The organism is Stygiolobus sp. RP850M (genome assembly GCF_037389295.1).
Taxonomy (GTDB): Archaea; Thermoproteota; Thermoprotei_A; order Sulfolobales; family Sulfolobaceae; genus Stygiolobus.
The window spans coordinates 24,808-39,201 of the sequence record NZ_JBBHKU010000034.1; the positions used below are offsets into that span (position 1 = coordinate 24,808).

Consider the following 14,394-nt stretch of genomic DNA (forward strand, 5'->3'; position numbering starts at 1 on the left):
TAAGTATGGCTATTATAATTGCTTCTACGATGAGTGACTCGGGAAAATCTACTATAGCCGCAGGTCTAGTAAGACTGTTTTCCGCTATCCCTTTTAAAGCCCAAAATATGTCATTGAACAGTTATCCTACATTAGACTACGGGGAAATAGCATTTATTCAAGCTTACCAAGCTATAGGCTCTGGATTAAGTCCCAAACGATATATGAACCCCATCCTCCTGAAACCGGACGGGAGAGGAATAGAAATAGTTTTTATGGGCCAACCTTTGGGTAGCTTCTCCGCGTCCTATTATTACGAACATTTTCTACCTAAAGCTTGGATTCAAGTGAAGGAGTTAGTTAGGGATGAGATGGTAATTGAATCCGCAGGGGGCATCGAACCAAACTTTGTCGAAAAGGACATAACTGCTGTAAAACTTTCAAAAGAACTACAGATCCCAATTATATTAACCTTAGATATAGATAGAGGAGGAGCTTTTACCTCAGCATTAGGGGCTTATCTGACTTTACCTCAAGAAGTAAGAAAAAAGGTTAAGGGGTTCATTATAAACAAGTTCAGAGGGGAAGAAAAATACCTCGAACCTGCAATAAAGTGGTTGGAAGAAAAAACTGGAATGAGGTATTTGGGCTACCTCCCGTTATTTGATGAGCCCCTTATAATGCCTGAGGATTCTATGAACGTCCGAAATTTAGGTGAAGGAGAACTCGATATTGTGATAGTATCTTATCCCTATATGAGTAATTTCAACGAATTCTACGCACTTAAGGACTCAAACGCGACAGTTAGGTTCATTAAAAGACCATCTGAAATTGCTAAAAGTGACTTGGTAATTTTACCTGGGAGCAAAAACACGTTAGAAAGCTTAAAGTATCTAGTGGATAAAGGCTTCGTCGAAGTCCTCAAGAAAAAACAAGTCCTTGGAATTTGCGGTGGATTTCAGATCATGGGAAGGAAGCTGAAAGACCCATATAACGTGGAGATTAGCGAAGGAGAGGTAAATGGGCTCGGACTACTTGATGTGGAAACGATTTATGAGAGGGATAAAATCGTTTCTTTATCAGAAACCGACTTGTCGGTAAACGGCTACGAAATAAGAAGGGGGAGAATCAAGTATTTGGACTATGGAAAACCCTTGTTTATTATAACTAAAAGGGGTTTGAAGGAGGTAAATATACCGGACGGAGCTGAAAAAGATAATTACTTAGGTTACAGCATACACGGGTCGATGTTCTCTGAGGGGGGTAAAAAGCTTCTTAGGGAAAAATTCGGCGTAAAGATTAACACGAAAAGTTTCGAAGACACAGTAAAAGACGAGGTCGAAAAATTGACTATTATCATGAAAAAATACTTACATTTTGACGAAATAAGGGATATTTACTTAGGTAAGTAAATAAATAGTAGGTTTTAATAGGAAGAATTTTACTCATTTATATAAATGCTGTTTGATCCTGTCAAGTTCATTGAGGAAGTAAAACCACAATTAGAACAAATAGTAGATGGAAAAACTATAGCTGCTGTAAGTGGCGGAGTCGACAGTACCACTGCAGCTGCATTGGCCTATAGAATTCTTGGCGATAAGGTTATTCCCGTAATGATAGATACCGGATTCCTAAGAGAGAGAGAAGCGGAAAAGGTAAAGTTGATGGTGGGAAACCTTATGCCTTTACAAGTAGTTGATGTGAGCGAAAACTTCATATCTGAGCTAGAAGGAATGTCAGACGCTGAGGAGAAGAGGAAAAAATTTAGACAACTTTTCTACAATACATTATCGGAACTTGTTAAGAAGTACAATGCTAAATACTTAATCCAAGGTACCATTGCAGCCGACTGGGTGGAAACCCAAGGAGGAATAAAAACGCAACACAACGTCCTAGTGCAATTGGGTATAGATACTGAAAGAATGTGGGGATTTAAAATAGTTGAACCTTTAGCCGACCTGTATAAAAATGAAGTGAGAGACCTAGCTAGGTATTTAGGGTTACCTAAGGAAATTTATAACAGACAACCGTTCCCAGGTCCAGGTTTGTTAGTGAGAGTAGTAGGTAAAGTTACAAGAGAAAAGCTAGAATTAGTGAGGAAAGCAACAAAGGTAGTAGAGAAGTACTTAGATAGCATGGATTACTCTCAATATTTTGCAGTTATTTTTGAATCGACTTCGAGTTACGAACCTGAAATGTCTAAAGGAGTTGGTTGCGACGTATATACATACACCAGTAAAGCTACCGGAGTAAAGGGAGATGTAAGGGCTTATGGTAGAATAGCCAAAGTTGAGTGCAATAATAAGGATTATGAAAAATTGAGAAGGGTTATGGAAAAAATTACCTCATACGATATAACTCACGTTACAGTAAAAGTAGGTGAGGGCTATCCTGAGGGGAAGTACACTATTGGCATAAGGGCGGTTTTAACACAAGATTTTATGACTGCAGAATTTGCAAAAATTGACTGGGAGCTCCTCGAGAAGATAGCATCTGAAATCTCTTCACTCAGCAAGAATATAAAAGAAGTGGTTTATGACATAACTACTAAGCCTCCTGCTACAATAGAATTTGAATAATACCTTTTTGATAAAAAACTTTTATTTTAGCTTATGAATTTGTCCAGCATTTTAATTCTTTTTGCAGGATGAGGATGGTCACTGAATATATCACTAAGTCTACTTACTTTCTGCATCTTCCATAGCTGTACTAGTTCCTCTACGTCTGATGAGCTTATCTCAGGCCTTTCCAAAGAGGAGAAGAATAGCATCTTACCTACACTGCCTCCTGCTGTTTTCTTAGCCTTTTCTAATACTCTTGGGTCAGTATATAATACGATTTTAGCCAATGCTGTTTGAAGGTTCCTAGCTCCTTGAGGAATTGTTAAAGCTGCGTTCACATCCGCATAAGATTCTCTCATCCTATTCAGGAAAAGGACTAGAAAATTGAAAAGGTAACTCAGAGCGATCATTACAATACCTATTAGGAATAGAGAACCTCCATTATTATTCCTCCCATTTCCTCCTCCTAAAATTCCGCTCCACCACAGAGAGTAACCGAGCCAGTAAAGTAGCGTTGGTATCAGACCTACGGCAAGTAAGAGCTCAGTGTCCCTATGCTTAAGATGACCAAGTTCATGCCCCACTACAGCCTTAATTTCTTCAGGAGTTAATATTCTAAGTAACGGCAAAGTCACCGCAACGTTCTTACCGTAAAGCGGACTGCTGAACGCAAATGCATTCGGAAAAGGAACATCTGCAATGTAAACTTTAGGAATGGATATCCTATTGTAGATAGAAACCTCTTGCACTATATTATATAGCCAATTATAATTAGGGTCTGATGGAGTAACCTCGTGTAATTTGTAGAGTGATTTTATGAGAAGGGGGCTAAAAAGCCACTGTAATAATGTGATGGCTGTAAGAACTGATAGTGCTCCAGTTATTACGTAAGGAAATTCTCCAAATCCTAAGAAATAGCCTAAAATCCCAAGAAGTAGTAGAAAACCTAATACTACTGTACCAATTACTGCAGTTATCATCCCTAATCTAAACTTTGTTAACTCTTTTATCATACGTTTATTATCCGTCCAAACTTTTAAAAACCTTATGCAAAAATGAGATCCCTTACGGATATTATGAAAATGAAGTGCGAAAATTTTCTATAGAATATCACAGTCTCATCTGTACTTATAATCATTTAAATTTATCATTAAAGACATTTAACTGAGAGCTAAGCTGAGAAGCTTTATTAATCTCTATAGAGATAGTGATTATTATGGCAGAGGAAATTGTAAGAGAATATATGAAAAGTTCAGTTATCACAGTTGATAAGAACACTATCCTTTATGAAATCGCAAAGATAATGACTGAAAAGAATATAGGATCTGTCATCGTGGTCGAAAACGGTAAACCAGTAGGCATTATTACTGAACGTGATATTGTAAGGGCAATAGGTAAAGGAAAAAAGCTAGACACAAAAGCTGAGGAGTTCATGACCGCTTCCCTGATAACAATTAAGGAAGATTCACCAGTTACTGGAGCATTAGCATTAATGAGACAATTTAACATAAGACATTTACCGGTAGTAAACGACAAGGGTGAGCTTACCGGTATAATTTCCATACGTGATATAGCTAGAGCTGTAGATGATATGTTTGAAAATCTTGAATAATTTTTCTCTTATATTTAACATTTTATCAAAAATAATCTAATAATGAAAATGTCTTGACGTTTTAATTAACAGTGCAAGGTTTTTTAAACTAAATGTGAAATTTTTACCTATGATACCCGCTTTTACATTTCCGACATTAGCTTATATAGGCTCGGGCTTGGCAGCTACTACAATAATACTGGGCGGAATAGTAGAGGGATATGGTTACGGTCTGTCCTTAGGTACTAATTGGCCTTACACCAGAGATATTATGTCAGTAGCAATAAAAGGAGATCCTGAAGCTATACACAGGATTTCAGCAACATTAGTAGGTTTGATCTCCCTCACATTATTGGTCCTAGATTTTAACATGATAACTCTAATAGGCTTCGTCAGCGTCATATTTACAGCACTTCTAGGCATGGCAACCTTGTATGTGCTTGCTGGAAAATTACCGTCTATATTTCAAGGACTCCATGACATAGCAGCTTACACGACGTTTGTAAGTTATCTCTTATTAGCTACCCAATTTCCAGCTTCACAATTCATAAGCTTCCTAGAAGATGCTATAATACCACCTCACTTTCTATATTTCGTCATATTCATGGGAGGAGTAGTCACCGGCACTAGAAGAATGAGATTGAGTATCGGAGATGTCAGAAGGCCTAAGAATAAACTTCAGTGGGCTTGGGCTATACACGGTATTGCCGCATTAATATTCTTCGTAGCCCTGATTTACCTTCAGATGTGGATAGCTTTAGCATTTGGAGTTGCTGAAGCCGTTATAGGAATATTAACCTATAAGGCTATAAATAAGAACCCTGAAAAACCTGGAATTTTAATAGGGCTTCACCAGCTATTCTCACTGGCTGTAGTAGTTGCATTACTTTTCACATGAACTTTTACATAACGAGATATATAGTTTTTCCCATTCTTATTGTTTTTAAGCAAGAATTAAAAAAATTAAATACAAGATCGATCAGTCGAGGTGCACTTCTTCATCGATTCCGAGTTGTGAAATTCATCATTAACTTATATCTTTAAGTTCGACCCCAGTTTTAACATCAGCTGTTATCCCGTAGTACTTGTAAAGAAGTTGAGCTACTATTTCATATAACATTTCATTAACATGCGTTCTGTTAGACCTTAGAGACGCTGATGTAAACCTCCACGGTCTCCCTTGTAGGACCTTGGCAATTAATAACATTTCTTCTTCCGGAGTTAAGCTCCAATTCCTTCTGGCATCCCAAAAATACTTGAGAGTTAACATGTGAATTCCGTCAGCAGAAGACTCGTAAGGGCTAACTCCTTGTATGAAGGCCACAGCTTTGTCTATATAGATCTTGTTTATATCTACGTCTTTATGAGCCCTTGTCCCATAGATTACTAGTCTAGCAACTTCAGGATCCATTCCGAAATATACGTCATGGATAGTGTTGAGCAATTTATCCTTCAAAATGTAGGACGCAATTTCAACCACTTTCTCGGCTACTTCGGTTAAAGGATACATAACAACTACAGGAAAATCGCCAAGTTTTTCATTTCTCTTAGGCGATACATGCACTATTCTAAAGCCGTTCTTGATCCAGAAATTTATTACTTTTACATCACCCATGAAAGCTGAGCCTATCCAGTCCAATCCATGAGATTGCCCGCTTTCTATTACCATCTTTAGCATTTCACTACCGAAACCTTTACCCTGAAGTTCCTGCATTATAGCTATTCTAACTATTCTCCAACCTTTCATCCTTCCAAATTCTTTCAACCTAGCGTGTTTAATGAGCCTATCAGGGATGAGGTCACCATCGAATGTAACCCCCTTTAGGGCTGACTCTATCATTTCCTCTGAGAGCCCTCCTTCCTCAGCAATTTGGACTACTCCTATGGGTATTCCATCGGAAGTATTCAACGATACTAATCTATGGTGTAGTCCATCTCCCATTATCATCAGGTCGTTAGGGTTATTTCTATAATGAGCAGTAACTAGAATACCGTATACTTGTCTTAACTTCTCGTCATCAGCAAATAACTCTTCTTGGTTTAACGTTTCGAACTGAAGCACAGTAAGCTTATCTTTTTCCGGTTCTTTAGGCTCAGCATCTAACAAGAGAGCATCGTATAACCACTTCTCTATGGGATCTCCCTCACTGTATCTTAGCGGTCTTCTCATCTCCTGCCAGTAAACGGTAGACTTCCTTTGCTTTAGGACTCTAGTTAAATATCTGAGAAATGCCTTTCCAGATCCTTCATACCCGTGAACAGTAGTGACTAAAACCACTTTCCTCCATATCTTAAGTGCTGAATCTATAATCCCTATGCCAACCGCAGCAGCTTCATCGACTACCAATATGTCTCCTTCTGTCTCAAGTATCGCCTCAGGTGCTTCAAAGAAAACTCTAAAGAATTCTCCCTCTATCGAGTTAAGAAAACCCAAGTTAGACCTTTTCTCTCTATGCTTTATACCTAGTACTTCCAAACCTTTCTTTAAAAATTCCATAGTCTGAGAAGTACTCGAAATCGAGGGAGCGGTTATAACTATTTTAAGCTTTTTCCCTCTTTCTCTCTCTGCGATTCTATAAAGGTAGCCAGCTAAACCTAAACCTGTCACTGCACTTTTTCCCCTCCCTCTGGATGCTGTAATTACTAAAACTCTTCTGTTGGATCCTCTAAGGTTTACAAATGAGTCTAAGACCTTATTTTGATCAGGGCTCAAGCACAAGCTATGAAGAGCCTCGGGCATTATTTGATTAGGCGGTATGAGTGGTCTAGGCTTATCTCCGATTTTACCCTTAAACGGTTTCGCATTATAAACCGAGTTAACGATTGTAAATATACCTTCATGTTCCTCTAATTTTCTCTTGAATCTTTTCTCGTAAACATCCCTGACTTTTCCGTTCTTAATGAGTGAATTTCTGAAAAGTTTCCCTTCTGTCAAGGAATTAGTATAAAGAATTATTATACCTCCTCCTCTAACTAAATCCACCAACCTTCCTGTATAATTTGGTTCGAAGTTGTCCACTAGATCTAGAATCACAACATCAAATGTCGCTCCCAAATACCTCTCTGAAGCTGAGTAATCAATATCTACAAAATTTTTACATAGCGATCTCATCTCTTTCATTCTGTCTTTAGCTCCCTTAACCCAAGGGTGAAATGCATAAGCAACTTGAGCTTCAGGATTTATCGACAAGTAAAGCAATAGAACTTCTTTAACCAAATCGAGGTATTTCTCAGCGTCTTCAATATAAACAAGGTTTCTGTAATACCTCTCCCTGCTGTCCTCTATAGACTCCTTAAGGAGTTGAAAGAACTGCTCTTTTTCCACGGCGGTTAAATGTTATATTTCTTCCTTAAAGCTTCTTCTACATCTACACCTAGAAGATTTGCTACAGAAACTGTCCAAGCAATAACGTCAGCAATTTCTTCCTCTATTGCATCTCTATTTCCGCTTAATAATGCCTCAGCCAACTCTCCTACCTCCTCAACTAACCATGTAAAAGTACCATAAGTACCTCTCAGCTTGTCTTTCTCAAAGTACATTTCCTTCATTTTTTCTTGAACGTACTTAATTTCCAAGACCTATTTCCCTCCTAATGAGTTTTAGATCTTCTTTGTCTATCTTTATTTTAAAATTCATCTCCTCCCTAAACTGCTCATCTACAAAATACACAACTACTTCACCATTCTTTTGAGTTACAGCCTCAACAAACTCCTTATCAACAGAATACTCTAATGTAAGGGGATTTTCGGGATCGTCTTTAATTATATGCCTTAAAACCACACTTCCGCTCTCCCTATCTACTTCAAGGTCTATCTCTACATCCAAACGTCTAGGTACATCTTTACTCATACATATGACTACGTTTTCATAACACACTATACAAACTCCTTCGTTAAGTTGTTTCTTTATTTCCTCAGGCAAATCCATTTCAATATTAACCTATTGTCTTATTTTCCTCATTTAAAAAAATTAAATATAACATGAAAACAGCTCTCGGAGAAAAAATTGTTTCTACTCAAAATTATATAGCAACACATGTAGGGGTTAAGATTCTAGAGCAAGGTGGTAACGCCTTTGATGCAGCTATCGGCATTAGTGCTGTCTTATCGGTCGTTATGCCCCATACCAGCGGATTGGGAGGTGACGGTTTCCTCTTAGCTAAAACCCCTGAAGGGATAATAGCTTATAACGCGTCAGGTTGGTCTCCTAAAAGACTTAACGTCGAAAAGATAGCCTCAGTTAGGGATCCTTCTACAGTAGTAATACCAGGTTTAGTTGACCTATGGGATTTTGTATACAGACAATATATGACGATGGACTTATCAGAGGTCTTACGACCCGCAATATCTTTAGCTGCTAATGGGTTTTACGTGGGAAGAGAGTTAGCTAAAGTTATATCAAAATCAAATAATATGCCAAGAAGTTGGAGCGAAATTTTTGAAGGAAAAAGAATGGGAGATATTTTAAAACTCAACGAACTTAGTGGAGTGTTAAAGATAATATCAAAAGACCCAAGAGATTTCTACGAGAGTAAACTCACAGACGAGATAGTGGAGGGTTTAAACTCTCAGGGTGTAAATGTTGAACTGTCTGACTTCGTTGACTTTAGAGGGAAAGTTGTAAAGCCCTTAAAGTCCTCATATAGAGGTTACACTCTTTACGAATTACCTCCTAATAGCCAAGGGATTACCACACTTGAGTCATTAAAAATGGCTGAAATTAAAGAAACGTGGAAGTTAAGATTTGATGACCCTAAAAGAGTTAAAGAACTCGTTAATATCTTCATATTAGCTTATGAAGATAGAAACAAGTTCGTTACGGATCCGAGGTTCTATTATCCTGAAGAAGACTTATTATCTGAAGAAAGATTGAAAAGAAGACTTTCTAGTTACTCGTCATCAGGAATGGAAATGAACACAAAAGACACCACTTTCTTTGTAGTTTCGGATGGTGAAAATGAAGTCGGGTTCATACAGAGCTTGTTCTTTCCATTTGGCTCTGGAATAACAGTCAAAAATATTGTGTTCAACAACAGAGGTTACGGATTCACTGAAGGGCACAACAAACCTGAGCCTAGAAAGAGGCCCCTTCACACACTCTCTATTCTTAGGGCTGAAAAAGACGATGAAAGTTTAATAATAGGTTGTGCTGGGGGTGACTTAAGACCACAAATCCACACGCAGGTATTGCAATATTATGTAGACTACGGATTGGAAATTGATGATGCTGTGTATTATCCGCGGTTCGCATTCTTAGGAGACAGAATAGTTCATGAAAAAAGAATTAACCTACCATTTCAAGAGCTTGACTTCTTTACTAACGAAGTAGGGGTAGTTCAAGCCCTGAAGAGAAAAAAAGACATATATATAGGTGTAGCTGATCCCAGAAGCGAGGGAATAGCCTTACCTGCTAACTAACTTAGAAGGATTTAAGCCGAGTTCTTTAAATGCTAATATTACAGCGCCTAGTTCTGGGGATCTAGTTCCTATATCCCCAGAAATATTGTATAGAGAAAGATAGCTTTTGAAAACTGACAAATAGATTGGTGACTTAAACATTCCACCCTTTAGATAAACCTTGTCTACCCTCAGTTTCTTAGCAAGAGTCACTGCCTGATGAGCTAGGATTTCTGCACCTTGTTTTAGGATAGATATCGCTACGTGATCTCCTTCCTTAGCTGCTTTATCTACTGCCTCCGCAACCGATGACACTACGTCTATATGGCAGCTACTCGTGTATGCCCAAAGAACCAAATCGTCAAGTTCTCTTACCCCGATTTTCGATGTCACGTAGTTAAAAAGAGGGGTTTTGTCTTCTAATCCGTCCATCATACGCATTATCTTTCTTAATGCTTCTCTTGATACCCAATACGCAGACCCATCATCTGACAATAACCAACCTCTTCCACCCAGTCTGTAAAAATCCTTTCCGTCATATCCTTCTACTACACTTCCAGTCCCTGCAATTACTACAACGCCTGGTTGTCCTAGGGTTTCAGCAAATAATGCTATAACACCATCGTGCTTTATAATTACTTTCTTAGCTATGTTCATAGCTAAGGGTGAAAAGTTCTCCCAGTCATACCTAGAGTCAAGACCGGCTACACCCATTGTAACAACGTCTGGCTCTTTACCCTGGGTGGATTGGTAGATTGATTCTTTAATGTGGGCAATAGCCTTAGATAAACCTACGTTGTGATAATTTCCTGAGCCAGAATTCCCTTCACCTATTAGATTACCTTCCTCGTCGTAAGCTACCGCCTTAGTTTTAGTGCCTCCAGCATCGACTCCTACTATTATCATTAGAAATAATCTTATTATACGTTATTCATAAAGATTATGTAAATGAAGGTTCTAATACTAGGAATAGATGGATATCTGGGTTGGCCATTAGCCTTACGATTAGCTAGAAGGGGTCATGAAGTCATAGGTATAGATAATCTTTTCACAAGAAAGTTCTCACAAGAGGTAGGGGCAGATTCCGCTTTTCCGTTGCCCGAGCCTGAAGAAAGAGTTAAAGAAGCGAAGAAACGTCTTGGCATCGATATAACATTTTATAAAGGAGACGTCACGGACTATCCTTTCCTTAAGGAAATAGTTAGTAAACATAAGCCTGACGCTATTGTTCATTTCGCCGAGCAGAGGTCGGCCCCATACTCGATGATAGATATGGATCACTCAGTTTTTACCGTAATTAACAATGAGATCGGAACCCTTAGGGTTATTCAGGCGATTTTCGAAGTAGACCCTACTATACATCTCCTTAAAATGGGAACAATGGGCGAGTACGGTACGCCTTCATTTAACATACCAGAAAGTATATACGTGGACGCCATAGTGAACGGAATGAAAGACAGAATAATAGTTCCTAGAAAAGGAGGTTCAATATATCACATTACTAAGATACACGATACTGACTTTATCCTTTACTTTAATGAGATCAGTGGAGAACTTACCGTGACAGATATAATGCAGGGACCAGTATACGGTACAAGGACTGAAGAGATAATAGAAGAGACATTAAGGACACGTTTTGACTTCGATGAAGTTTGGGGGACTGTTGTAAACAGATTTTGTGTAGAAGCCATAATAGGGCAACCACTAACAGTTTACGGGAAAGGAGGTCAAACCAGAGGTTTCCTGTCTCTTGAAGATAGTATGCAAGCTTTAACACTACTTCTGGAACATCCTCCTAAACAAGGAGAATATAGGCTCGTTAACCAGTTTGCTGAGGTTTACTCTGTTAGTCAGATTGCTCAGATTGTGAAAAAAGCAGGAGAGGAACTTGGCTTAAATGTTCAGATAGGCAACTATCCTAATCCCAGAGTAGAGGCTGAAGAGCATTACTATAACCCAGAGATCAAAATCCTTCCGTCACTAGGTTTCTATCCTAAGAAGAGGTTACCTGAAGAAGTTAAAATTATGATAAAAGACTTACTACCTTACAAAGAAAGGTTAGAGAGATATAGACACGTAATTCCTCCTAAAACTAAGTGGAAGAAGTAAAAGTCCTACTCAACGCCTCATAATAACTTGTTGGATCTCCTACGTTAAGCCACTTCTCATCTTTTAGTAGTATTCCGTAAACTTCTCCACCATCATTAATAACTCCCTGAATTCCGTAGGTTAATTCCAGTTCTTTTCCCTCTTCAACGGTAATAGACTTCAAAGCCCTGAACACTTTAGGAGTTAAAATATATACAGCCGATATAGCTATATTAGACTTAGGGTTTTCTGGCTTTTCATCTGCTTCTAATACTTTGAATAACTTGTGATTCATGTATATACCTTTATCTTGTACAGTAACAACTCCATATCTCTTAGGATTCTTAACCTCTCTCAATAAGAGAACAACTTCAGGTCTAATCTCACCGAAAAGTGAAGTAGCCTCCTTATACCCTCCAGTTAATACACCGTCATCTGCGTGAACGAAAAAGGGATCAGAACCAGCAAAATCTTCGGCCTTTAAAACTGCATCCCCGAAACCCTTAGGCTCTTTTTGAAATACAAAAGTCACCTCCCTCTCGAATAAGTAATCCATTAGTAGTTTACCATGTTTACCAACTACTATACAGAATTTCTCTACACTAGCAGCGTGAAGAGAATCCATTATTAAGTCTATTATAGGTCTCATAACTATTTTTCCATCCTCGGCTTTAAATAAAGGTAATAAAGCTTTTGGTAAAACCGAGGTTATATATTTCATTCTACTACCTTTACCTGCTGCTGTAATTACAGCTTTCTTAACTGACATTAGAAGGACTCCCAGGATTGTCTTGTTTTACAAAATTATTAACTTTCTCCGACCTCCTCGTAGAGATCCATCTATAGAATTTAAAAATTGAGACTGGGACATAAACATTTATTATTCCGGCAAAATCAGTAACATAAAAACTAAACAACGTATGATTACCTAGAATATATACAACACAAAACGATAGCCATATTGTCCATGCAGATATCGTAAGTATAATACTTTTCAGGTCTCGTATTATGAACGCGAGGGGTGTAGTAACTACCCACGCCCACATTATAAATGGATTAGTACTCGCGTAGAAGTTATAGCCAGCGTAAAAGGGATGTATATCCAAAAACCAATCCCAGGGAGTCGATATCTGGTCTATAGCTGTAAGAGATATATGCCCGTTTGTAGCATCCCAGCCTAGCATATATAAAAAGGAATTATGAATCCACCCCGATATACCATCGAAATAAATCATTATGGGAATTGATAGTATTGCAAATACAGTAGCTGGAATTCCCATGCTGTATACGGCCCTCTGTATAGGATTTTTCTTAAATTCTCCAATATAGTAGAGAAAGGGAAAGATTAGAGGAAACGCACTTTCCTTAGATGCAAATGCTAAACCTAAAGTAATAGAGGCTAGTAATAGATTATCACTGAGCAAAAAGTAAATGGATAATAAAATGAAGAAGCTTACGTAAATATCTAGCATTGCTATACCATGCAGTAACCATAAATTAGGGGATAGTATTATTAGCATAGCGGCTACTAGACCCGCTATATTGCCTAACTCTCCTCCTACAAGTTTCCTAGCTAATAAGAAGCCGACTATAATCATTAAGTCACCCACTATCCAACTTCCTAGTCTCCACGCTAGAGGTTTATAACCAAACAAGACTATGAAAATCGCCATTATATACTTCGCTAAAGGAGGATGTTCGGGATTAATATAATTCTGAATGTTAGACTCCTGAGGATAAGGATAATACATAGGAGGAGTTATGTGAAATATAAACTTCAGAATATTATAAGCTGCAGAAGGATACCACACTTCATCTCCAACATAACCGTTAATCGGGGCAAAGGTGATTACTGTAAAATACGTATACAAAAAGATCATTACTGCTAAGGCGATTTCTGATAGCAACTTAGATTTCTTTATAATAAACTCTTTTAGCATTAAGCAAAATGTCTATTTTAATACTTTTAAGATTTCTCCAAGATCTTTGTTATCGTGAACTAGGTAGGAAATTGCTTGAGCTAGTTTATCAGGATTATCAGATTGCCACAAGTTCCTTCCTACAGTAATTCCTTTAGCCCCCGCATCTAACGCTTCCTTTAACATTTTCAAGAATTCCTCATCAGAATTAGTTTTTGGACCTCCCCTTATAAGGATTGGTGCAAAAGCATAACTCACTACCTCCCTAAAAGATTCCTTGCTCCCCGTATAGTCCACTTTTAGTATATCGGCACCTATCTCTGATGCTAGTCTCGTCACATATTTTACCAACTCAGGCTCTTTTATAGAGTCAGGGTTATCCGGTGCAACAAATAAAGGCTCAATTATAAATGGCAACCCGTAGTCATTAGACTCTCTCCTCAGAGCCGCCAAATAATCGACATTTACACCCTCAACTTGATCTTCACCATATCCTACAACTAAGTAAGTCACTACAGCATCTGCTCCCGCCTCTATAGCGTCCCTAATAGTATAAACAGCTGAATAATAACCACTTTCATACTTTCTGTATTTTTGCCTCCAAACGTTAGCAGTGTCAAGCCTTGCTATCAACATCGGAGAAGATCTCGAGAAAAAGTTCTCCTTAAGGATCCTTACCATAGCTGGCGTCATTTGGAGAGCGTCAGGTCCTTTATACGATATTTTTCTCACGGTCTCCGCAATTCTTTCCAAGCCTTTTAGGGGACCCATAACAAGACCGTGATCTAACGCTACCACAAAAGCTCTGTTCTTCTCGAAGAGCTTTCTCATCCTAATTTCAAGACCGGTCATAGCACTT

Annotated in this window: 14 protein-coding genes; 6 read left to right on the top strand and 8 right to left on the bottom strand. The window is 38.3% G+C overall.

The features are described from left to right. Positions 1 to 5: 5 nt before the first annotated feature. Both WIW52_RS03235 and WIW52_RS03240 read left to right on the top strand, forming a co-directional pair. Positions 6 to 1,391: a cobyric acid synthase gene (locus WIW52_RS03235; RefSeq protein ID WP_337708595.1), complete on the top strand. Its 1,386-nt coding sequence runs from the start codon at positions 6 to 8 to the stop codon at positions 1,389 to 1,391. A 48-nt stretch (positions 1,392 to 1,439) separates the two neighbouring features. Next, complete coding sequence (locus WIW52_RS03240) at positions 1,440 to 2,558, top strand: GMP synthase (glutamine-hydrolyzing) (protein ID WP_337700526.1); 1,119 nt, start codon at positions 1,440 to 1,442, stop codon at positions 2,556 to 2,558. A gap of 26 nt (positions 2,559 to 2,584) precedes the next feature. Here WIW52_RS03240 and htpX read toward each other — a convergent pair whose 3' ends face one another. Further along, the gene (gene htpX / locus WIW52_RS03245) at positions 2,585 to 3,553 is read right to left on the bottom strand and encodes a zinc metalloprotease HtpX (RefSeq protein ID WP_337708596.1); all 969 of its coding nucleotides are present in this window, start codon (positions 3,551 to 3,553) and stop codon (positions 2,585 to 2,587) included. A gap of 203 nt (positions 3,554 to 3,756) precedes the next feature. Between htpX and WIW52_RS03250 the strand changes: the two genes are divergently transcribed. Together WIW52_RS03250 and WIW52_RS03255 are read left to right on the top strand one after the other, a co-directional pair. Further along, the gene (locus tag WIW52_RS03250; RefSeq protein ID WP_337700154.1) at positions 3,757 to 4,152 is read left to right on the top strand and encodes a CBS domain-containing protein; all 396 of its coding nucleotides are present in this window, start codon (positions 3,757 to 3,759) and stop codon (positions 4,150 to 4,152) included. A gap of 109 nt (positions 4,153 to 4,261) precedes the next feature. Beyond that, a complete protein-coding gene (locus WIW52_RS03255; RefSeq protein ID WP_337700152.1) occupies positions 4,262 to 5,029 on the top strand; it encodes a cytochrome C oxidase assembly protein in 768 nt (255 codons plus the stop codon). Positions 5,030 to 5,158: 129 nt separating this feature from the next. Here WIW52_RS03255 and WIW52_RS03260 read toward each other — a convergent pair whose 3' ends face one another. The 3 genes from WIW52_RS03260 to WIW52_RS03270 are packed head-to-tail and all read right to left on the bottom strand — an operon-like array spanning position 5,159 to position 8,059. After that, complete coding sequence (locus WIW52_RS03260; RefSeq protein ID WP_337708598.1) at positions 5,159 to 7,456, bottom strand: tRNA(Met) cytidine acetyltransferase TmcA; 2,298 nt, start codon at positions 7,454 to 7,456, stop codon at positions 5,159 to 5,161. 5 nt (positions 7,457 to 7,461) lie between these two features. Continuing rightward, the gene (locus WIW52_RS03265; RefSeq protein WP_337708599.1) at positions 7,462 to 7,707 is read right to left on the bottom strand and encodes a MazG nucleotide pyrophosphohydrolase domain-containing protein; all 246 of its coding nucleotides are present in this window, start codon (positions 7,705 to 7,707) and stop codon (positions 7,462 to 7,464) included. Further along, a complete protein-coding gene (locus WIW52_RS03270; RefSeq protein WP_337708600.1) occupies positions 7,697 to 8,059 on the bottom strand; it encodes a hypothetical protein in 363 nt (120 codons plus the stop codon). Before WIW52_RS03270 ends, WIW52_RS03265 begins: the two co-directional genes overlap by 11 nt. A 53-nt stretch (positions 8,060 to 8,112) precedes the next feature. On the opposite strand from WIW52_RS03270, the gene WIW52_RS03275 reads away from it, so the two are divergent. Further along, on the top strand, positions 8,113 to 9,549 hold the full coding sequence (locus WIW52_RS03275; protein ID WP_337708601.1) for a gamma-glutamyltransferase family protein: 1,437 nt from the start codon (positions 8,113 to 8,115) through the stop codon (positions 9,547 to 9,549). Here the strand turns inward: WIW52_RS03275 and WIW52_RS03280 are convergent. Next, positions 9,535 to 10,434: a BadF/BadG/BcrA/BcrD ATPase family protein gene (locus WIW52_RS03280; RefSeq protein WP_337708602.1), complete on the bottom strand. Its 900-nt coding sequence runs from the start codon at positions 10,432 to 10,434 to the stop codon at positions 9,535 to 9,537. The two genes, WIW52_RS03275 and WIW52_RS03280, sit on opposite strands and share 15 nt — an antisense overlap. A 42-nt stretch (positions 10,435 to 10,476) precedes the next feature. On the opposite strand from WIW52_RS03280, the gene agl3 reads away from it, so the two are divergent. After that, a complete protein-coding gene (gene agl3 / locus WIW52_RS03285) occupies positions 10,477 to 11,637 on the top strand; it encodes a UDP-sulfoquinovose synthase (RefSeq protein ID WP_337708603.1) in 1,161 nt (386 codons plus the stop codon). On the opposite strand, the gene WIW52_RS03290 is transcribed toward agl3, so the two are convergent. From WIW52_RS03290 to WIW52_RS03300, 3 genes are read right to left on the bottom strand one after another with little or no spacing between them, the layout of a single operon-like run. After that, positions 11,621 to 12,385, bottom strand: coding sequence for a nucleotidyltransferase family protein (locus tag WIW52_RS03290; RefSeq protein WP_337708604.1), 765 nt, complete (start codon positions 12,383 to 12,385; stop codon positions 11,621 to 11,623). The genes agl3 and WIW52_RS03290 overlap by 17 nt on opposite strands. Beyond that, on the bottom strand, positions 12,375 to 13,556 hold the full coding sequence (locus tag WIW52_RS03295) for a glycosyltransferase family 39 protein (protein WP_337708605.1): 1,182 nt from the start codon (positions 13,554 to 13,556) through the stop codon (positions 12,375 to 12,377). The genes WIW52_RS03290 and WIW52_RS03295 overlap by 11 nt, the downstream gene beginning before the upstream one ends. A gap of 12 nt (positions 13,557 to 13,568) precedes the next feature. Beyond that, a complete protein-coding gene (locus tag WIW52_RS03300) occupies positions 13,569 to 14,387 on the bottom strand; it encodes a class I fructose-bisphosphate aldolase (protein ID WP_337708606.1) in 819 nt (272 codons plus the stop codon). Between the last annotated feature and the right edge of the window lie 7 nt (positions 14,388 to 14,394).

Excerpts from the sequence above, each read along its gene's own strand:
- WIW52_RS03235 (WP_337708595.1), top strand. The coding sequence starts at position 6 with ATGGCTATTATAATTGCTTCTACGATGAGTGACTCGGGAAAATCTACT.
- htpX (WP_337708596.1), bottom strand. The coding sequence starts at position 3,553 with ATGATAAAAGAGTTAACAAAGTTTAGATTAGGGATGATAACTGCAGTA.
- WIW52_RS03250 (WP_337700154.1), top strand. The coding sequence starts at position 3,757 with ATGGCAGAGGAAATTGTAAGAGAATATATGAAAAGTTCAGTTATCACA.
- WIW52_RS03255 (WP_337700152.1), top strand. The coding sequence starts at position 4,262 with ATGATACCCGCTTTTACATTTCCGACATTAGCTTATATAGGCTCGGGC.
- WIW52_RS03270 (WP_337708600.1), bottom strand. The coding sequence starts at position 8,059 with ATGGATTTGCCTGAGGAAATAAAGAAACAACTTAACGAAGGAGTTTGT.
- WIW52_RS03275 (WP_337708601.1), top strand. The coding sequence starts at position 8,113 with ATGAAAACAGCTCTCGGAGAAAAAATTGTTTCTACTCAAAATTATATA.
- WIW52_RS03280 (WP_337708602.1), bottom strand. The coding sequence starts at position 10,434 with ATGATAATAGTAGGAGTCGATGCTGGAGGCACTAAAACTAAGGCGGTA.
- agl3 (WP_337708603.1), top strand. The coding sequence starts at position 10,477 with ATGAAGGTTCTAATACTAGGAATAGATGGATATCTGGGTTGGCCATTA.
- WIW52_RS03290 (WP_337708604.1), bottom strand. The coding sequence starts at position 12,385 with ATGTCAGTTAAGAAAGCTGTAATTACAGCAGCAGGTAAAGGTAGTAGA.
- WIW52_RS03295 (WP_337708605.1), bottom strand. The coding sequence starts at position 13,556 with ATGCTAAAAGAGTTTATTATAAAGAAATCTAAGTTGCTATCAGAAATC.
- WIW52_RS03300 (WP_337708606.1), bottom strand. The coding sequence starts at position 14,387 with ATGACCGGTCTTGAAATTAGGATGAGAAAGCTCTTCGAGAAGAACAGA.